The 20,799-nt window shown below is 41.2% G+C and carries 14 protein-coding genes; 9 read left to right on the top strand and 5 right to left on the bottom strand.

Annotation, left to right across the window (positions count from 1 at the left end; translation table 11 throughout):
- Window positions 1-76: 76 nt before the first annotated feature.
- Window positions 77-640, bottom strand: coding sequence for a YSC84-related protein (locus N473_RS22540; RefSeq protein WP_063369900.1), 564 nt, complete (start codon window positions 638-640; stop codon window positions 77-79).
- A gap of 449 nt (window positions 641-1,089) precedes the next feature.
- Here N473_RS22540 and N473_RS22535 point away from each other — a divergent pair, with 449 nt between their 5' ends.
- Window positions 1,090-1,953, top strand: coding sequence for a DMT family transporter (locus tag N473_RS22535; RefSeq protein ID WP_063369899.1), 864 nt, complete (start codon window positions 1,090-1,092; stop codon window positions 1,951-1,953).
- 13 nt (window positions 1,954-1,966) lie between these two features.
- On the opposite strand, the gene N473_RS22530 is transcribed toward N473_RS22535, so the two are convergent.
- On the bottom strand, window positions 1,967-2,401 hold the full coding sequence (locus N473_RS22530) for a GNAT family N-acetyltransferase (RefSeq protein ID WP_063369898.1): 435 nt from the start codon (window positions 2,399-2,401) through the stop codon (window positions 1,967-1,969).
- Window positions 2,402-2,807: 406 nt separating this feature from the next.
- On the opposite strand from N473_RS22530, the gene N473_RS22525 reads away from it, so the two are divergent.
- A complete protein-coding gene (locus tag N473_RS22525) occupies window positions 2,808-4,349 on the top strand; it encodes a basic secretory protein-like protein (protein ID WP_063369897.1) in 1,542 nt (513 codons plus the stop codon).
- 241 nt (window positions 4,350-4,590) lie between these two features.
- Window positions 4,591-5,760: a response regulator gene (locus N473_RS22520; protein WP_063369896.1), complete on the top strand. Its 1,170-nt coding sequence runs from the start codon at window positions 4,591-4,593 to the stop codon at window positions 5,758-5,760.
- On the opposite strand, the gene N473_RS22515 is transcribed toward N473_RS22520, so the two are convergent.
- Together N473_RS22515 and N473_RS22510 are read right to left on the bottom strand one after the other, a co-directional pair.
- Window positions 5,752-9,168: a PAS domain S-box protein gene (locus N473_RS22515; RefSeq protein ID WP_063369895.1), complete on the bottom strand. Its 3,417-nt coding sequence runs from the start codon at window positions 9,166-9,168 to the stop codon at window positions 5,752-5,754. The genes N473_RS22520 and N473_RS22515 overlap by 9 nt on opposite strands.
- Window positions 9,169-9,443: 275 nt before the next feature.
- Window positions 9,444-9,839 (bottom strand): MerC domain-containing protein, encoded by a 396-nt coding sequence (locus N473_RS22510; RefSeq protein WP_063369894.1) that lies wholly within the window; start codon window positions 9,837-9,839, stop codon window positions 9,444-9,446.
- A gap of 287 nt (window positions 9,840-10,126) precedes the next feature.
- Between N473_RS22510 and N473_RS22505 the strand changes: the two genes are divergently transcribed.
- The 6 genes from N473_RS22505 (at window position 10,127) to vioE (ending at window position 19,663) form a co-directional block, all read left to right on the top strand.
- The gene (locus N473_RS22505) at window positions 10,127-11,506 is read left to right on the top strand and encodes an MATE family efflux transporter (RefSeq protein ID WP_063369893.1); all 1,380 of its coding nucleotides are present in this window, start codon (window positions 10,127-10,129) and stop codon (window positions 11,504-11,506) included.
- Window positions 11,507-12,242: 736 nt separating this feature from the next.
- Entirely contained in the window at window positions 12,243-13,541 is a 1,299-nt protein-coding gene (locus N473_RS22500; protein ID WP_063369892.1) for an FAD-dependent oxidoreductase, read from the top strand.
- Between the two features lie 54 nt (window positions 13,542-13,595).
- On the top strand, window positions 13,596-16,631 hold the full coding sequence (vioB, locus tag N473_RS22495; protein ID WP_063369891.1) for an iminophenyl-pyruvate dimer synthase VioB: 3,036 nt from the start codon (window positions 13,596-13,598) through the stop codon (window positions 16,629-16,631).
- A 2-nt stretch (window positions 16,632-16,633) separates the two neighbouring features.
- Window positions 16,634-17,923, top strand: a complete 1,290-nt coding sequence (locus tag N473_RS22490) for an FAD-dependent oxidoreductase (RefSeq protein WP_063369890.1) — start codon at window positions 16,634-16,636, stop codon at window positions 17,921-17,923.
- Window positions 17,923-19,059 carry a hypothetical protein gene (locus N473_RS22485; protein WP_063369889.1) on the top strand — a complete coding sequence of 379 codons (1,137 nt, stop codon included), beginning with the start codon at window positions 17,923-17,925 and terminating at the stop codon, window positions 19,057-19,059. Before N473_RS22490 ends, N473_RS22485 begins: the two co-directional genes overlap by 1 nt.
- A 1-nt stretch (window position 19,060) precedes the next feature.
- Window positions 19,061-19,663 (top strand): violacein biosynthesis enzyme VioE, encoded by a 603-nt coding sequence (gene vioE / locus N473_RS22480; RefSeq protein ID WP_063369888.1) that lies wholly within the window; start codon window positions 19,061-19,063, stop codon window positions 19,661-19,663.
- 69 nt (window positions 19,664-19,732) lie between these two features.
- Here the strand turns inward: vioE and trpS are convergent, their stop codons facing one another.
- Window positions 19,733-20,731: a tryptophan--tRNA ligase gene (trpS, locus tag N473_RS22475; RefSeq protein WP_063369887.1), complete on the bottom strand. Its 999-nt coding sequence runs from the start codon at window positions 20,729-20,731 to the stop codon at window positions 19,733-19,735.
- Window positions 20,732-20,799 lie beyond the last annotated feature (68 nt).

Here is a 20,799-nt window from a genome sequence, read left to right as displayed (position 1 = left end):
ACAAGAACAAAAAGCGAAATCTTATAAAAAATACTTTTATGTCCTGATGATTCTCAAGTATCGCCTGTTTCCTGACTTAGTTTAATGATTTATCAGGCCAAAACTTTGTCCCTTTCACTGTTGCCTGTAGCGCAAGGCCACTTTGAGTAAGCGTATAAACAGACATATTGCCGTAATATACCTCGCCTTGAATAGCCGCACCTTTATCAGAAGCTTTTGCAGCTGCATCAGCATTACCACCAAAAGTCCAACCGTGATTGACAAAGGTATCTAAGGCTTCGGCAGTGTGGAACACAACAATTAAGCGATAATCTTTAACGCCTAGTCCAAGCCCGACTCCACCTTCAGCCATGTTCATATAGGTAAACTGGCCTGTTTGGTTATTTTGCACAACGCCATAACCCGTGCCCGCAGAGACTAAAAGCAAATTGATGTTTGCATTTGAAAAGACGGCATATCCCACAGCTGAGCGTAGCTGCGCTCGAGTATCTGGCTTTTCCTTGTATAACTGAGAGAGTGTTTCATTCTTCATCTTGATGATTTGAGCACGTTTTTGCACATTATCACCCGCGCCCATAGATGCACATCCCGACACAATTACCATGACCAACATAAGGCTCATACTTATCAACTTCTTCATTTTGAAACTCCTTACAACATTAACAGGCGCTGTCTTCTACAAGGTTAATCACGCCATATGGGGCTAAAATGCAAGATTGAAGTTTAGCGTAAGATGAACAAACGCAAATAAAAATGTATAAAAGTGTCACTGAGCACAGGTAATGCCATAAATTAATACAAGCAATGAGAAAACGCTAAAACGAAAATAAAAAGGCCACCATAAAATGGTGGCCTTTAACACATCATGGGTAATCATGAAAGGGATAAATGTGAAAACAACTTCATTGTAGCGACTAGGTAGTAAATTAAAATCATATTATAATGATTAATTAGTTCGGTTTTTTCGATGCTTTGATTGAACAAAGCTAAGATCTCGGTCCATGTAGGCTTACCTCTGGCTTTTTTCACCTTTCGCTCGATTTATTCTCTACGACCTTTTACCATAACGAAAAACAGTAATTTGATGTTATGTATTATCTCTCTTTTGTTACCCTTATATGGGCATTTTCGTTCAGTTTGATTGGCGTTTACCTCGCAGGTCAAGTTGACACTTGGTTCTCAGCTTTTAGCAGAGTCGCGATTGCGTTGCTTATTTTTTTGCCATTTACTAAGTTATCGAATGTAACTGCGCGCGTCGCACTGACGTTGATGGCAATAGGGGCAATTCAAATTGGTTTAATGTACGGCTTTTACTACCACTCTTTTCTCTACTTAAGCGTACCTGAAGTACTCTTGTTTACCGTCATGACGCCCGTTTACATCACCGTTATTAATGACTTACTAGAAAAAAAACTCCAACTTCACTATCTATTTGTCGCTTTGCTCGCTACTGTGGGTGCGATTACTATTCGCCAAGCTAACATAAATGAAGATTTCTGGTTTGGGCTATTACTCGTTCAAGGTGCTAATGTGTGCTTTGCGCTTGGACAGGTTTTGTATAAAAGATTACCAACTCAGACCCCTTTGCCCGTGCAGCATACTTGTTTTGGTTTTTTCTTTTTAGGTGCCCTAATTGTCACAGGGCTGAGTTACGTAATACTTGGCAACAGTGAAAAACTGCCAACCACCGAGTTTCAATGGGGCATATTAATCTATCTAGGACTCATCGCCTCGGGGCTCGGTTACTTCCTATGGAATAAGGGCGCAACGCAGGTATCCGTTGGCAATTTAGCGATCATGAACAACGTCCTGATCCCCGCAGGGGTCTTAGTCAATGTCATCATTTGGAACCGACAAGCAGACCTATTATCCCTATCACTAGGCAGCGGTATTATTTGTACAGCTTTGTTTATCAACTATTTTTTTGAAAAGAGAGCTGCTCGTCAAAAATGACCTAGATAACAATTTAGAGTGTTTTTAAAAAATGAATTTTACTGTCAGTGCCATCTTCTAATGGGTGGCACGCAACAATGCTGTAGTTGTTTTTTAATAACATCATGAGCATATTTTTAAATTTATTCATTGATTTAACAGCGATGCTTTCAAAACCCGAAGACCGACACCACCGCTCTTGCTCATTTAACAATGTTTGTGCGATGCCCCCACCTCTAAACTCTGGAACGACTGCACCAAGCCAACTGTAAAAATGTTTCTCATCCTCGGCGTACCCAAGCTTATATGCGATAGGTTTACCCTCTCTTTTTGCAACCAGCAGTAATACTGTTTTACCTTGTAAACGGGTTTCTATCAGCTGTTTTGTTTTTGGTGTCAAAAACTCAGGAATTTGATTTTCAATCTCCATGAGCTCGTCAATACTTCCCCGCTCAATTACGCAAGCCATAGGTTACTCCTGTAATTTTTTTCATTTTATCTAAGCAGCAACCGCTACCTCGAAGTTAGTGAGTTTATTTTATTGATTATCCAGCGCACTGTAAAATGGCATATAAGTTACCCCTATGAAAAATATATATTTTTCGAATTAACAACAAAGAATAAAAAAGTTCAAAAACCAAACACCCCCTTGCGTAATAATTCCAAATATCAACTCAATCGGCTCATAATCCACACTCCCCAGTTATAAAAATGTAAAAAAACCTTTGACAAAGTTCAAAATACAACCAATCATTTAAACCGTTCCAATTATTTTGGCACTTACTAACTAAGTAAAAAAACAAAATAACTAACAAGCCAAATAATATGGGAACGAGCCACAATCAATTTTTTTGGAACGATACAAGGTTGCATATATGAAAACGCAAATAACACAGAGTTCACTAAAAAAAACCAGCCTAGCGTGTTTGCTTGGTGCTTTACTTTCCGCTTCAGCAATAGCGCAAACGGATCTGACGTCCGATAACCCCAATGCCATATCAGTTTCCGGCGAAAATGGTACTTTTGAAGGGAAAACCAAAGCTTTTGATAACAATAATTACAGTAAATGGCTGACCTTCTCATCTTCAGGTTGGATAAGCTATCAGTTTTCACAACCACAAAAAGTTACCTCTTACAGCATCACCTCAGCCAATGATGCTCCAAGTCGCGATCCGCAAGATTGGCAGCTGCAAGGTTCAAATGATGGCATTAACTGGGTGGTACTCGACACGCGATACAACCAATCTTTCAATGATCGTTATCAGACAAAGCAATTCACAGTCGCTAACCCACAAAGTTTTGCATTTGTAAAAGTAGATGTGTCCTCCACCAATGGCGCAAACATACTGCAAATCGCTGAAATCGAGATGTTTGCCGAAAATATAACGCCACCAAGTAGCTTACCTATCTCGCAAAGCAATAGCTTAAACGCCGGTCAATGGCAGCACTTTGGCCCGTTTAATGTTGCCAATAAAATCATTGCAACAACCACTGGGACGGGCGATGCAGATCTGTACATGAGAAGCGCAGCTCAACCAACCACACAAGCATTTGATTGTAGCAGCACAACACCAACTGCCAATGAATCATGTAACTTAAAAGGTAATGATGTCTATGTGTCTGTATATGGATACTCAAATACCAGTTACACCATAAACATAAAAGAAGAGGTAACCACACCACCAAATGGTGAGTGGAAAAAACCTCAAGTCGACTTTGTTGATGTAGATCCACAAACTCAAGGGTCTATCTTATTCAAACGCATCATCTCAGATCCAGCAGGGCATATGGCAAATCGCTGTGTCGATGTGGCAAAAATCCTGTATCGCGACCCAGTTGAATCAAATCGTTTTAGAAACCTTCAATTTGAGCTTAGAGCAAAAGATCATTGGGGAAATGAGTTTGTTGCATACAAAATGGGACAAGATGGCTCTGGTGAAATGACCATTGTTGTAAGCACCAGCCACCTAGAGAAAATTTACCGTGACAGTGGTAACTCAGATGCAGCGATCCGCGATGAAATCGATGGCATTTTGTCTCATGAGGTAACACATGGGTATAACAACTCTCCACTAACTCACGACAGCTATGGAGATGGTAAAGCCTACTGGGCATATACTGAAGGGCTTGCTGATGCAGTTAGAATTGGTGAGGGCCTACACAAAACGCGTACGCCTAATGTGACCGACCCTAAAAAATGGCTAGGTGGCTACACCACTACGGGTTTTTTCTTGCACTATGTACGTGTAACACACGATGCCGATTTCCTGTATAAATTTAACAAAGCCGCCAAAGATTTAGGTAATTACACTTGGTCTTTTGAAGCCGCTTTCCAACAAACTGTGGGCAGAAGTGTAGATGAGCTGTGGCAAGAGTACGTCACATTTATCAACAATGGAGGTCAACTGCAGTACTAATATAACCGAAGAGTGAGCCTGTAAAGTGCTCACTCTCTTTGCTCTTATCGCGATCGCACCATTATCCCCTGTATAACTCAGAGGTTTCTTTAACTTAAAACGCCCCTTTGGCTAAATCTAATTTACCTCCTTGACCCTGAGCAGTCGTAAATACTTAGCATATGTCTCGGTTGTACACTATGCTGATGATAGTCAAGATAATTAATTACGATTTAGAGCTAAGTTTAGGGGTATGTGTGCTATGGCAGACAAAGCTAAGGTGCTTATTGTTGACGATGAACAAGCAGTAAGGGATATGATCACCGCCGCCTTAAAACCTTTTTTTGTGTGCGAACAAGCAGACTCGGCAACCCAAGCTTATGACATTCTTGAACATTTCACACCACAAGTCGTTTTAATGGATATTAGTATGCCTGGCATAGATGGCTTGGCGGCATGTGAAAAAATTAAAACGGAGTTATCTCCAACAAATTGTGCTGTCTTTTTAGTGTCTGGCTACAACAATTTGGATATGAGATTACGTGCCTTTGACGTAGGTGCGGATGATTTCATTGCAAAACCCTTCCAGATGAAAGAGCTGATCACCAAAGTACAAAAAGTCAGTGAATTCATTCAATCACAAACCATTCTCAAGGCCAGCGAACAAGAGTCCATTACACTCGCACTGTCTTCAATGCAACAAGCATCTCATTACAGCTTGGTTATGCAATTTTTTAAATTACTCAATCAATGCAGAAATCAAAAACAAGTCGTTAACCAGTTCTTTTCTACTATGAAGCAGCTGGGCATGCTCAGCAGCATCATGATAAACCAAGAGACTATGCAGTTTTATGGCCCAAATGAGACACAAATAAGCCCGATTGAGCAAAATATTTTTGAACTACTTTGCACCAAAGGCAGATTACATCATTTTGGCAGGCGTCTTATTGTTAATGAAAAAAATGTCTCCTTCTTAATTAAGAATATGCCGGAGTCACCTGAAGAAAGCGGTGCCATTCAAGATATTTCTGTCGCAATTATTGAAGGGGTTGAGTCCAAATTACTAGATTTGGCTCGTCAGCAGGCCATGGAGCAAATCGTCTTAGATATCACCAGTGGAATAAGCTCTTTGCAAAATATTTCTGATGAGTATAAAAGCTTGATACTCGATGTTACAAACGACTTAAATCAGCAGATTTCGTCCAGTTTTCATATTCTCGATTTGACTGAAGAACAAGAGCTTTTTATCGCCAATCTCATTGCCAAAGAAGCTAAAAAACTCAGTGCACTTGAGCCTAAAATGGATTTACTCAAGTCAAACCTCACAAACGTCATCGAGCAAACAGACAAATACTTTGCCATGGAGAAAACATCATTACCTGAGGCTGATACTAATATTGATTTCAGCACCAATAAGCCAGAATTATTCTGAACACAACTGAGCGACTCTATTGAGTAATTCTTGGGGGCGAAATGGCTTTCTCAAAAGGTTGTCATAAAGTTGCTCATCAAAGTCAGTGACTTGTTCAACGTCAACATAACCACTTATCATCTGGATCTTAATTTCGGGGCACCTTTGCACCGCTTTTTTAGCTAAGCTGAATCCATTTAAATCAGGCATGAGTACATCAGAAATAACCAAGTCATACTGAGTATGCGTCATAGCCTGCAGTGCATCACTCCCATTATCAAATATATCGACCTGGTGCCCGACTTGGCGAAGCAACTTCGCTACCACATCAGCAAGAGATAATTCATCGTCTACCACAATAATTTTATAGGGCATATGCTGAACTTGACTGGGTATCGCTTCAATATGGGAAACCTGAGAAGATTTAGCATCTACGACAGGAAAATAGATTAAAAATTGTGTCCCTTGCTCACTCGTTTTGACTTCTACTTGTCCCCTACTCCGTTGAATGAAGGCATACACTTGGCTCAGCCCAAGTCCAGTGCCTTTGTCTCCTTTTGTCGAAAAAAATGGGTCAAATATACTATCTATATATTCATCAGGAATACCCGTCCCCGTATCAGCCACCTCACATCTTACATGTAAGCTCGGCGAAGCGCCTATTAAGTCATTTTGGTAAAGCTGAGTCTGGGTTGAAACGCTCACCGTACCAGCGTCTTCAATTGCATGCACACTATTGATAACCAAATTTAATATCATGTCATCAAAGTCATGCTTATCAACGCTGACATTGGGGAGTTTTTCAGCTAGGTGAAATACCAATCTAACGTCTGCTTTCAGTGACTTTTCCAAAAGCTGCCGACTCTCTATCAACGCATTATTCAAACAGAATATTTCCGTTAACTCACTTTCCTTGCGCGAGAAATTCAAGAGTTTTTGCGTTAAATTGGTCGCACGTTCGCCTGCTTTTACAATCGCTTTGACGTGGTTTTCAATGTCTTCATCAAGCTCAGGTTGCATCAGCACAATGTCGCTATAGCCTAGCATTATGCCAATCAAGTTATTAAAGTCATGGGCTATACCGCCTGTCAACTTGCCTAGTGCATCCATTTTCATCGAGCGCCTTAGCTGCTCTTCTTTTTCTTTGATATTGGTGAGATCAACACAATTCCCAATGAACCTTCTTACGCCATTTGGCATCAGCGGTAGCTCGCTAATCGATAAATGCATAGGAAAAACACTTTCATCTGCGCGCTGACCAACAACCTGACGACCAATCCCGATGACCTGCTTATGACCTGTTGTCATATAGTTTGAGATAAATGTATCGTGATGTTTGGCAAATTCATTAGGCATAAGCATTTTGACATTTTTACCGATGACATTCTCTGCTTGATACTGGAACGCAGCCTCTGCAGCTTTATTAAATGTTAAGATCTGCCCTTTATCATTGATTGTGATCACAGGGTCAACCATCGACTGTAATACTTCGTCTTTTTCAGCCTCCTTTAACTCCAAAGACTCAATGACCTCGTGCAGCATCGTAATGTCAGATACCAAAGAAGCATATCGTGGTGGCTCATTTTGAGTTTCGAACACCATAAAGCTTTGCCACTCAGTGACTCTTTGCTGTCCCTGCGCATCTGTGATCGCAATTAATTGTTTTGCAGAAGTCTCATTTGAAACAGTACTCAATAAATAACTTTCTAATTCGGTATTAAACTCTGAGGTGACCACTTCGGCCAAATTACTACCCACAAGGTCATTTTGCCCTACACCAAACAGACTAGATGCAGCCTGATTACAAAATACAATGGTTAATGACTTATCCCACTCAATAATTGCCAATGGGGCATGCCTCACAAGCCCTGCAAGCCTTTTTTGAGTCTGTTGCAAGGTATGATCCGTTCTCTTTTGCGCAGTAATATCAGAAATAACCCCAGCCATGGCAAACTTACGGTCCGATCTTTTAACAATCGGAAATAATGTAATGGCACTATAAAAGGTTTCTCCTTTGTGTTTGTAATGCACCTCTTCTCTTATATAGCTTTCCCCACTCATCACTGAATCCATGCGTTGCTCAATGAAGTCAGCAATGTTTTTCGGGCACGCTTGCAATAGCTGCTTAGAGTCTTTAATCGACTTATCAATAGATAAAAACCGCTTTAACTGACTGTTGAGGTATGCCACTTCGGTATTTTCTTGTAGTAGAAAGACACTTTCAGGAATATTTTCAATAATGGAGTAAAACTTGCGCTCACTCAGTTGCAACTGTAAGTTCAATTCAAACTCTTTTTGCTGATCAACAAACGCCACTAAATAGCAGGCCAGTGTCTGCTTTTTCATATTAAGCTTGGTCACTGACAAGTTAATTGCATGCCATTTATCTTCAAATAGCCAAAAACTTTTGACGCTCTGACCTTGGTTTCTTTCTGCCTCGATAGATAAGCTCAATAGCTGTGCATCATCACAACAGTGAGATAACTTGAAGTGCGAGTTAAATTGCGTTTGAGGTTGTAATTGACCGTATAAGTATGATTCTGCGACATGATTAAGATCTAAAATATTGCCTTTTTCATCAACAATGACAACGGCATCAGTGATCCCCTCAAATAGCGCCTGAAAGTAATCTTTCTGCTCTTTTGTCGCTGCATGACTGCTCGCTAAATCTTGGAATAAGCGATTACTTCTCCTTGCAAGCTCACTCAGTTCATCCATGCCACTAATCTCAATCAGCGCGACATCTTGCTCTGAATTGTATGTATCAAAATGGCGAAAGATTTTTTGTAAACGCTTCTGAATGGAAACATGAAATATCAGCGCAACGAGTAAAGCGGTCACCAACATAATTACAAATAATGGTGTAAAAGCATGCATGGTCGAATTTTGTATGTACCGTGATGCTTGTGAATAATCGGCCAAAATCATCAAATACTTCGGCGGGTTATTTAAATTAGTATCAACAATAAGCCCAACTAATACCAACATCTTTGATGTTTGATCAAAAAGTATTAGGTCTTGTGACGAAGACAAGGCATCTCTAATTTGTTGCGTTGATGCTGGCGTGAGTTTAAAACTCTGTGCGACCTGTTGCGGCACCACACCAACATAGTTGTGATTAGTGCTTGTCTCAACAACGCCGTGGTGATCCAACACCATAGCCAAAGCAACTTCAGAGTGTGTCTTCATTAAACTTAAGTACTCTTCCATTGCATCAAAACGATTTTGTGTATTCATAAATTCGATGGCTGATTTGGCTTGCACAAATAAGCTTTTCACTTCGTCGATACGCGTAGCTAAATGACTGTCTGTGGTTTGCTTTAATGTATACAGTTGCAAAGTTGCAACCTGCGCTAATAAACCAAAAACAACAACCACAAAGATCTTTAGTGCAATGGGGATACGTGCAAAGTTTCTAAACCCGTCCATTAGTCTGCACCTACCAAATTACAGTGGGATGGCCGGTAGAATGCCGTTAAACTAACTTGGCTAACACACTGAGAGTTATGATTAAAATCCAGCAACGCACACACCTTTTTACAAACCCAATGCATTGAGCATAGTACATGCAGGTTAAATAACCTATTTGTTAAAAAGGCGACAATAGAGGTTGATGCGGGCGAAACTCAGGGATTAAAAACCACTTGCACAAAGTGGCTTTCACAAAGTGGCTTTCACAAAGTGTATTTATAAATTAAACGGCGTTAATTATGACAAGATGCGCTTTTGCACGTCTTAATATTAATAAGATGACTATAAGCAACAATAAGGCTACCAATAACCGTTAAGATGGACTCTCCGAACTCTCCAAACCAATCATGACCAAATAACGCAGCAATACTCAACACAACCAACCCAACAATACCGCCGCCAAAAATTTGCCATTTTCGATGAGTCTTGCAGCCGCTATACAAAGCCAAAACACTGGTTAATAAAACGCCTACCAACAACATTTGATGAAACGCTTCCTGTTTTAGAAAGCTAGTCGCTAAAAATGGCAATGCTAAAACCATTAATGGTAATAATAGACAATGTGCTAAACACAACAAAGCGAGACCAATCGATACACGATCTCCTGTTTGCTGAAAACTTCCTAGCATTTACCTCTCCACAAAAAGATACAATATAACATACCAATAAAATATAGAAATGCCACCAGATAAGCAACTTATATTCTGTATCAATGCAAAGAGCGTGAGCACTTGAACAAAATAGTCACAAAAAGTACATGACAAAATCATCAAGTTTTATTCGGTGTGCGATTTGATACCCAAGATAAAAACCACAAGCAAATGAAAAAATTAAAATTTTACAAACAAACAATTAACTTTATTAATTTTTTTTCAGTACACTAGCGACAGCAATCAACAGTTCACAAGGATAATCTATGAGTACGACCACAGCAGACATTGAGTTAGCACAACAAGAATCACCGTTGCTAACTGCGCCAATATTTAAACAGTTTTGTTTTTTAGCGATCCCTACAATTTTAGGCATGCTAATTAGCGGTTTATACAGTTTTGTGGATGCACTCTTTATTTCGCAAGGTATTGGCGCTCAAGCAATGGGGGCCGTTTCAGCCGTATTTCCAATCCAAATGCTTTTAATCGCCATAAGTACGATGCTCGGCAGTGGCATGGCTTCACTCGTCTCTAGATACTTGGGCGCAAAACGACAACATGATGCCAATCAAGTATTTTCGGCCTCGTTTTTACTTGCCATGAGTGCAGCATTGATATTGTGCTTAATCATCTACTTTAATCTAGATAACATCTTTAACCTATTAGCGGTACCTGAATCACTAAAAGCGCAGGCAAGTAGTTACATAACGCCTATTGTATTGTTTTGGGTCGTCGGTTTTGTATGCAACCAAATTACGGAAGGATTTCGGGCATCGGGCAACCCAAAGGCCATGATGCAAGTGCTCACAACAGCTTCTGTTTTAAATATCATTTTAGATGCCATTTTTATCTTTGTATTTGAATGGGGTGTCGCTGGTGCTGCATGGGCGACCATTTGCGCAATCAGCATTGCACTTATAATGGCGCTACAACTGCAAGCTAAAGGTGAGAGCAAAGTTCAATTCAATAAACAGCAACTCTTTAGCCCTTTAAGAGTCCACACTAAAATTATCAGTCTTGGGTTACCTGTGTTGTTATCTCATGGCGGTTTTTCGGTCATTCTCGCTGCAACTATATATTCTATATCAACCGTTTTTGCAGAGAATTCTGAGCCACTCATTACAGCCCATGGTATTTTAGTACGTAGCTATATGTTTTTATTCTTGCCTATAATCGGCATGATGGTTGCCCTTCAAACGCTAGCGGGATTCAATTATGGCGCAGGACAGTACCAAAGAGTATATAAAGCATACATCGTCGCGTGCGCAATGAGTGTCGGCTGGGGGCTTATCGTCACTTTTATACTTTGCCTTAACGCGCAGTGGCTTATCGCACTCTTTACTCAAGATCAGCACGTCACGGAACTCGGTAAACACATCGCGCTCATCTCATTTTGCGCATTTGCACTATCTGGGTTTTGTATGATGTCCAGTGGCCTCTTTCAAGGCATGGGTAGAGCGCTTCCTGCAACCATGCTAGATGCTGCGCGTACCTATATTGTACTTTTACCATTGATGGCAGTACTGCCAGATGCGTTTACTCCTGACGCATTATGGTGGTCTTTCCCGATTGCAGATACAGTTGGCGGACTATTTGCTCTAGCCTTCTCGCTATTTACACTCAAAAAACTAATAAAAAATAACTAGATCTACATCAAGTTATAAAAAATTCATCTTAGTTTTTACATTGCAAATAAACAAATACCGATTTACCTATTGTTTTACCACTTTAGGTAATCGGTACAAATCCAAAGCAAAATCACAATCAAAATTCAAGCTTTCATCAACAAGTATTAATCTCTGAGCCACCTGCAAAAAGATCCCATTACAAGACAACATCTTCCCCAATTTTTTATTAAAACCCTTTAAAATTCATAACATTAATCAATAGTCCATTTTAGCTATTTACACTTCGTGCTCCTAAGTAAAAGCTATCGTGTAATGCGTTGAAATCTCATCTCCACAATTCCTACATATTTATCCCTAAATTGAAAACAAAAATTCATGTACCAATCATGAAACTGGCACACTGCTTTATTTCAAAAAAATGAATTAAATTTAAAATCGCAATAAAGCAAATGCACAAATTGCAATAAACGAAACAGTTTAAAAATTATTACAGACCGAAAATATCATTATTTTAATAACATTCTCGTGATCAATGTTAATTATTGCAAACGATAGTGGTATCATGCTCCTCAGCAATTACAGCGAGTTTAATTAATCATAATCTATTGATTTTATGGAATACGAATTTAACAGTTTCGTGTTTCAGTGAATAAACCGGCTTAACAATGATTTTTAATATTTAAATAATGTTAATTATTAATGAAGTTTCATTTAGAGCTACAAGTTTTTAGGAAAACTCAAGGAAACATGGAACATGACGGTTAGAGAAAATACAATCTCAATCATCGGGGCGGGCATTTCAGGTATAATTTGCGCGCTAACGTTAGCAAAATCAAATGAGTGCAAAAAGAAAACCATTCGAGTTTATGAACATAAAAATCGCGTCGGTGGGCGAGCACATGCGATAAAAGTCAATGATCATTATGTTGACCTTGGTGCAGGACGCTTTTCTTCAGGGCTTCATCATAATGTCAAAGAGCAGGTCAAACTGCTGAATTTGGCGTATGAAAAATTCCCTTTTACACAACTAAAGCGCCCACAAGCATTGCATAAAAGTTTAAAGAGCATTCTGAAAAATTTGAAACCTTTGTGTGACGAGCATGCGCATGATTCATTTGAAGAGTTTTTAACGATTTATGTAGGCAGGAATCAGGCCAGAGAAATGATCAACGCCCTTGGTTATGACTCATTATCATTACCAAACATCACGCCACATATTGCATTCGATATCATTGAAAAACATCCTGAAATCCAGGGGTTTTCTGACAATGCTGGTTATGAATGGTTTAATCTTAAAGAAGGGTTTTCAGCACTTCCTGAGCGCCTATACGAGCAAGCATTAGCGCATGGTGTAGAATTTTATTTTGGCCATGAGTTAATCGAAATAGAAGCTGACAGTAGCACGCCATCACTGAAACTTTTAAATGACAATCAACAAGAAGTCGTCATTGATGAAGGTGAGATGATTTTAACCTTTCCACCCACAGCGATGAAAAAGCTTAATTGCGGCTTCCCACAAGATTGGAGTAACTATACATATGGCTCTATTCCGCTGTTCAAAGGCTTTTTATTTTATGATGCGCCTTGGTGGCAAGAAATGGATTTAGCCGATCACGTTGTCATTACCAATAACCCTATCAGAAAGCTGTATTTTAAGGACAACCGGTATGTATTTTTTTATACCGATAGTGACTACGCAAACTTTTGGCGCGACGCCACATTAAAAGGTGAAGCACATTACTTAAAAACAGTAAAAGAACTCATGGCAGATGCTTTGAAGTGCCATGTTAGCCAACTCCCAGACCCCATTACACACACGTACAAACACTGGGTCCATGGCGTTGAATTCTCACAAGAATCTTGCCCAAACCATCCAAAAACATTAGAGCATAAAAAGTCACACATTATCTCAACATCAGACGCATATACACCTCATTGTGGTTGGATGGAGGGCGGTATTATCGCTGGCACCAATGCTGCAAATACAGTGCTAGAAAGAGTGAGGCAAAGGCAAGTACTTAATCAAAAAGATTGCGAACTTGCGCACGTTTAATTGTCATTAGACACAGACATAATTAAGAAATTAGTAACTAGGAAGTTTTTATAAATGAGTATTCTCGATTTTCCCCGAGTTCATTTTAAAGGGGTTGCGCGTGTTAATGTGCCAACAGGTAATCGTAATATCAGCAATACTTTGGATATATCGACTAACACGGCCCTCAAGGATGGTAAACCCTATGACGTGTCTAAACCACCACACGCCTTTCATGACTACATGAAGTCGATGGGGCCAAAATTTAATGCACAAGGACACATTGACGAAGACGGCGCATTTAACCTCGCATCAGGGTATAACATGCGTGGTAATAACCATTTCAGTTGGGAAAATACACTCGTCACTTCAGTTCAATTACATCCTGGGGAGTATATTACTGATGATAAGCTCGTCGGGAAAAAACTGTCACTGTGGGGACATTATAACGAATATTTAAGAACTTCATTTAATCGCGCACGCTGGGTTGATAATGACCCTACAAGACGAGATTCAGCCTTAATTTATGCCGGTCAGCTCACCATCACCGATCCTAATTCGTCAGCCAACACTGCGCATATTCTTTCAGCAGATATCGACTGTACCCATGGTGTTCGCTGGCTTAACCGTGGTTATATCGAAGAGCCTATTAACCATTTCCTCTATGAGGAAATGAGCGAAGCTCGATTATTTCAATTTACAGTAAGTAAGGACAGTCAAGACTTTATACTCAATCAACTTGGTTTGGACTCTGAGTTTCTGACTGCACTAAAAGATAAGCTTCAAGACCCAGCTGTAAAAGGCTTGCTGATTCAGTACTGCGTAAGCAACTTGTCTCCACCCAAAGCGCCGAATATGCCTGTTTTTTGTGACTTACACGGCACCATTAGTTTATGGCACAACGACGATATGGCCACTTGCCCTACTGGCAGAATCTTAAGACCAGATAACAGCGAGCAATATGCACCAATCGCCTTGTCAATAAAAGATAACTGGTTGAGCCTAAATACCGCAATTAGTTTGCCCCACCAGCGATATGAAGAAACCATGCCAGTTGAAAATGGCATGCCACCAAAACTCAGTGAGAAAGTAGATCTTGGCGACCTCTATTTAAAATCAAATAATGGCCAAGTGATCGCCGTCATACCAAAAGACAGTTACCTCGATAATGCGACTAACTCTGGGATAATTGACATACAGCTCCCTGATATTGATAGCCAATTTGAACAACACTCATTGAAGTTATGTTCCGAACGTCACACTTGGTATGAAAGCGATTGGTATATTCAAGCTGAGCACCATATTGTCGCTATGGAAAGTCCAAATTCAGTCACCGCAGAGCCCTGTTCAATCGAATTGGGAATTCGCAGTTATTATCGTGGAAAACCAGCGTCAATATTACAATTAGCAACACACACGCTGACACCTGACACTGTCACTTGCTGTGCGTATATTGATACTGACGATAGTGGTTATGGCAGCATTAAGGTTGAGAGTTTATCCGCAGGTGGCGCAGAAATATTTTTAGGTGAGTTTTATAGCCCAGTGCAAATTAGAGTGCTCCCAGATGCTTGGGCGCTCGCAGATACGCCAACAGAGCAAGTTGACTACGACTTTCTTTATCAACATGTCATGGCGTACTACGAGCTGTTTTATCCGTTTATGACCGAAGCCGTTTTTAGCATGGCGGATAAATGTAAGTGTGAAACCTATGCCCGTTTAATGTGGCAAATGTGCGACCCCAAAAATAGGGATAAAAGCTATTACATGCCAAGTACCCGTGAAATGCCTGCCGCACATGCACAATTATTCCTAAAGTATTTATGTAATGTCGAACAATCGGCCATGCCTAAAATCTTGCCCAATTCGCAGCCAAAGGTACAAATCAGTGGCAATATAAAAACAAAAGCACAGCTGATTAGTGCACTAAAAGATGCCGTCGATCTTGAGCTATCGATTATGTTGCAATATATCTACAGTGCCTATTCGTTACCTAACTATGCCATTGGTGAGCACTTTGTCTCTATGGGCCGTTGGAGTGAACAACAACTTGAATTAGTAAATGGTGGCGAAGATAGACGATTAAACAGCGGATGGCGTGGCGCTTTACTCGAAATAGCGCATGAAGAAATGATCCATTATTTGGTCGTCAATAACTTATTGATGGCACTTGGTGAGCCGTTTTATCCGGGTAAGCCCGTACTTGGAGAAGAAGCCAAAGACAAGTTTGGCCTCGATACTGAGTTTTCTTTTGAACCCTTCTCTGAGCACATCATTGCAAAGTTTGTGCGCTTTGAGTGGCCCGCGTTTTTTCCAACAGTTGGGAAATCTATTGCAGATTTTTACGCGGATATCACCAAAGGCATTGAAGAGATCCCCGATTTATTTGGCAAAGAGCGGGTCAACCTAGGTGGTGAGCACCACTTATTCTTAAATGAAATTATCAATCGTGAATATCCCGGTTATCAATTTGAGGTGTACGACAAAGAAACTGCACTATTTGCCATTAACTTTGTCACAGAGCAAGGCGAAGGTGTTGCCGCTGACTCACCACAATTCGAAGTCAGTCACTTTAATCGTCTTCGGGCCATCTCTAAAACTTTAACCAACAGCGACATTCCGTTCGAGCCAGCTTATCCGGTGTTAAAAAACCCTGTTTTTGAACCGAGAACAGGCTGTAATCTCGTTACCGATCCTGCTGCTGTAGAACTCATGCAATTTTATAAAGGCTGTCATGAATTGATGTTTCAACTCATGATGCAGCACTTTGCCATTCAGCCACTGGGCAGCATGCGCCGCTCTCGTTTAATGAATGGTGCCATAGATTTAATGACTGGCATTTTAAGACCACTATCGGTTTTATTAATGAACTTACCATCGGGTACGCTGGGCAGAAACGCAGGTCCACCTGTGCCAGAACCAATTGAAACAAAAGTATTTTCAGACCTAGAGCAAGGGTGTATGGCCATCTCAAAGCAGTGTAAACAGCTTGCAGATATGGGCAGAGCTATGGTCTGTGCAAAACCTCCAACAACACAAATTGAGTTATTAGAGTTTTTTCAAAATCAGATGCATGAAATCGCAACTGGCAAACTTTCAAGGGAAGCTTAATCATGAAGAAAATAATCGTCATTGGCGGCGGTCTAGCCGGTGGCCTGACAGCCATATACTTAGCAAAACGTGGATACGATGTACACATCATAGAAAAACGTGGAAATCCCCTACAAAGCCAGGCCGACTATATTGACCAAGTTAGTTCACGCGCCATTGGTGTGAGTATGACAGTAAGAGGCATTGAAGCTGTCGTCGCTGCGGGGATCCCAGTTGAGGAATTGCAAGCATGTGGCGTTGAAGTATCTGGTATGTCATTTTTTATCAAAGGTGAACCTAAAACACGTGAACTGCCGCCGCTTGATAAGCTCAAACCACTGTCATTAAGTCGCAGTGCGTTTCAAGTTTTACTCAATAAATACGCTGAACTGGCAGGCGTTCATTACCACTATGACCAGCGTTGTATTGAAGTCAATTTAGACGATAGCTCAGTCATGACCAAAGACAGTGAAGACAACTTTGTCACTCACAAAGGTGACTTATTGATAGGCGCAGACGGCGCGCGCTCATGTGTGCGCGAGGCCATGCAGTCAAACTGCCGACGCTTTGAGTTCCATCAGTCTTTCTTCAAACATGGTTACAAAACGCTTGTGGTGCCAGACGCCTCAAAAGTGGGTTTACGCAAAGATCTACTCTACTTCTTTGGTATGGACTCAGGCGGCCAATTTGCAGGCCGAGCGGCGACCATACCTGATGGCAGCATCAGCTTCGCGGTTTGTTTACCTTACACAGGGCAAGTGAGCTTACACAGTGATGACCGCACCGCCATGCGTACATTCTTCGACCAGTACTACCCGATGGTTCCAGAAGATATTCGCCAAGATATGTTTGAACAATTTATGGTGAAGCCAAGCAATGACTTAATTAATGTTCGTTCTTCTACATTCCACTATAAAAACACTGCACTACTGATTGGCGACTCAGCGCATGCCACAGCGCCATTTTTAGGGCAAGGCATGAACATGGCCCTTGAAGATGCCTATGTGCTAGATACTTTATTTGAGCAATATGGCGATGACTTTGACAAAGTACTGAGTGAATTCACAGAACTTCGAAAAATCGAAGCGGATGCAATGCAAGATATGGCACGGGCAAACTACGAGGTCCTTAGCTGCTCTGACCCAATATTCTTTATGCGAGCACGATTTGCACGCTACATGAACCAGAAGTTTCCAGATCATTACCCGCCAGATATGGCAGAAAAATTATATTTCACTTCAATGCGTTACAGTGAACTTAGAGACAAGCAAGAAAAGCAAAACGTTTGGTATAAAATAGGGAGAATGAATTAATGAAGATTTTAGTCGTTGGTGCAGGCCCATCTGGCCTGATGTTCGCAAGTGAAACTAAAAAATTAAAGCCAGAGTGGGATATTCGCATCATTGAAAAGAATCACCCAGATGCAAACGTTGTTGGCTGGGGCGTGGTATTACCTGGTCGTGCACCGCACCACCCTGCTAACCCACTGTCTTACCTAGCAAACCATGAAACGCTAGACGCTCAGTACTTAGAGGACTTCAAGCTCACTCACCACAACCAAAGCGCACTAAAAAGCACCGGCGTGACACTGTGTGGAGCAGAGAGAAAGTCTATGGTAAGAGAGCTTAGACAGCTATGTGTCTGCTTAGGCATAACCATTGACTATGAACAACCAGCCCTTGAAGATGCCGAGCTATTATGTAACGACTATGATTTAGTGGTGGTCTCAAATGGCATCAACCATACCACCACTTACTACCGTGACGCATTGAAACCTAAAGTCGAATTCGGTAAAAACCGCTATATGTGGTATGGCACTCCTAAGACTTTTGATGCCATGAACCTGATTTTTAAATCTCATTCTAAAGGCATTTTTGTCGCGCACTCTTACAAGTACTCAAGTACTATGAGCACATTCGTGGTGGAATGTAGCGAAGAGACTTATCAAAAGTCTGGCCTAGATGAAATGTCAGCGCAAGATGCTGAAAAGTTCATCGCATCGGTTTTTGAAGATGACTTAGACGGCAACCCAGTCATGGCACAAGAAGGCCTAAAATGGCGTAACTTTATGACTCTAAGCCATGAACAAGCGTTTGATGGCAATGTTGCACTACTTGGTGACGCGCTACAATCGGGCCACTTCTCAATCGGTCACGGTACCACCATGGCAGTGGTTGGTGCGCAGATCTTAGTTAAAGCCGTGTATGACAACCCAGACAATGTGCAAGCAGCATTGACTGACTTTAACCAGCATGTAATGCCTATCATGCGTTTATTTGACCAACATGCCACTATCAGCCGCCTATGGTTTGAAACAGTGGAAGATAGAATGCATTTATCACCACCAGAAATTGCACAGAGCTTTGCAGAACGCCGTAGCGAATTACCGCCACTGCCCGCAGCACTAGGCCAAGCACTTGAGAGAGCACTGGCTCGTGGAGAGAAATAATATGGACCTGCACAAACAAAAGCAGCGACCTAAATTACCTGCACAGTGGAGCACCAGTTATGTTTCTTACTGGCAGCCTATGCAGCCAGACGACCACATCACATCGGGTTACTGCTGGTTTGATTATACGCGCAATGTGTGCAGAATCGACGGCCTTTTCAACCCATGGTCTGAAGAAAAAACAGGTCACCGGTTATGGATGTCTGAAATCATGTACCCTGCAACTAATGAGTCTTTCAAATCGAAAGTTGCATACAGTCGAGAGCATATGGACAAGCAGAGTACGTTTAAAGAACAAGTATTAAACGACGAAGTTGATCCGTGCCACGAGTTAATTCTAATGCAAGATGTACTCGAGTTGTGTGATGCTCAGTTCCAAGGAACGTGCGAAGTACTGGGATTTGAAGCTGATATTTGGCACTTTCAACGTCCAAATGGTAAAGGTCCCGCCACATATTATTTCAAAGCAGATACCAATCAGCTTTTGAGAATGGTCACAGGTGACCCACAAAAAATGGCTTCAGTTCGAGATTTCCCTAATTTCAACACCCGTGAAATTGATCCGGATATCTTCCAACATGTGCCATTAAAACAACCTGAGTAATAACCCAAGCGTATTGGGAATGAGGCGTGCCGGCCACATTTAACATGTGGCCGGTCACATAATGACCTTTCAAAGAATATTTAATCCAAACGCCTGCTTCACTCTTCCTAATACTTGCTGTGATTTTTGATTTGCCTGTTCTGTCCCTGCCAATAAAACAGCTCTCAGCTGACCAGGATCCGCAATGTACTGTGCTCGTCTAGCTCTTATAGGCGTAATTAAATTCACTAAGCAATCTGCAAGTACGCCTTTGAGTTTACTGTCCCCCAAGCCACCTCGACGATAATGCTCTTTGAGTGATGCAACATAACTTTTATCGTCATGAAAAGCATCCAAGTAAGTAAATACAACATTCCCCTCAACCTGACCTGGGTCATCAACACGAATATGATTTGGATCCGTGTACATCGCTCGGACGGCTTTGACAATTTCATCATCTGTACTGCCAAAAGTGATCACATTGCCAAGTGATTTAGACATTTTAGATTTGCCATCAACACCCGGTAATCGGGATACCTCACTCAATAGCGGTTTGGCTTCAATTAAAACTTGTTTACCGGCAACATGGTTAAGTTTACGAACAATTTCATTGGTTAATTCAATCATTGGAAGTTGATCTTCACCCACAGGCACTAATGTGGCATCAAAAGCAGTGATATCAGCCGCTTGGCTTATCGGGTAACTTAAAAAACCAGCTGGAATAGAAGCGCCAAAGTCTTTGCTGGCAATTTCCGCTTTCACTGTTGGGTTACGCTCCAATCGGGCAACACTGACAAGGTTTGCATAATACATTGCAAGCTCTGCTAATGCAGGAAGCGCCGATTGCAAACAAATCGTCGTTTTAGTTGGACAAATGCCGACAGCCAAATAATCAGCCATCACATTAAATATGTTGTCTGCAACTTTTTTGGGGTTATGACCATTATCAGTCAACCCCTGCATATCCGCGATCAAAATTGTTTGATTATACTCTTCTTGCAAAGATACACGGTGCTGCAAAGAGCCCACAAAATGGCCTAAATGTAATGGTCCGGTTGGTCTGTCACCGGTAAGAATCGTATGTGTCATCGCTGTCTCCTTGTTTATTTACTACCGAAAGAGACAGTGTTTGTGAATCAACTCTCACCTCTCGGCAG

It is taken from the genome of Pseudoalteromonas luteoviolacea CPMOR-1 (genome assembly GCF_001625685.1).
GTDB classification, from domain to species: domain Bacteria; phylum Pseudomonadota; class Gammaproteobacteria; order Enterobacterales; family Alteromonadaceae; genus Pseudoalteromonas; species Pseudoalteromonas luteoviolacea_K.
Note: the sequence above shows the minus strand (reverse complement) of the source record. Positions and strands in the feature narration are given on the sequence as shown.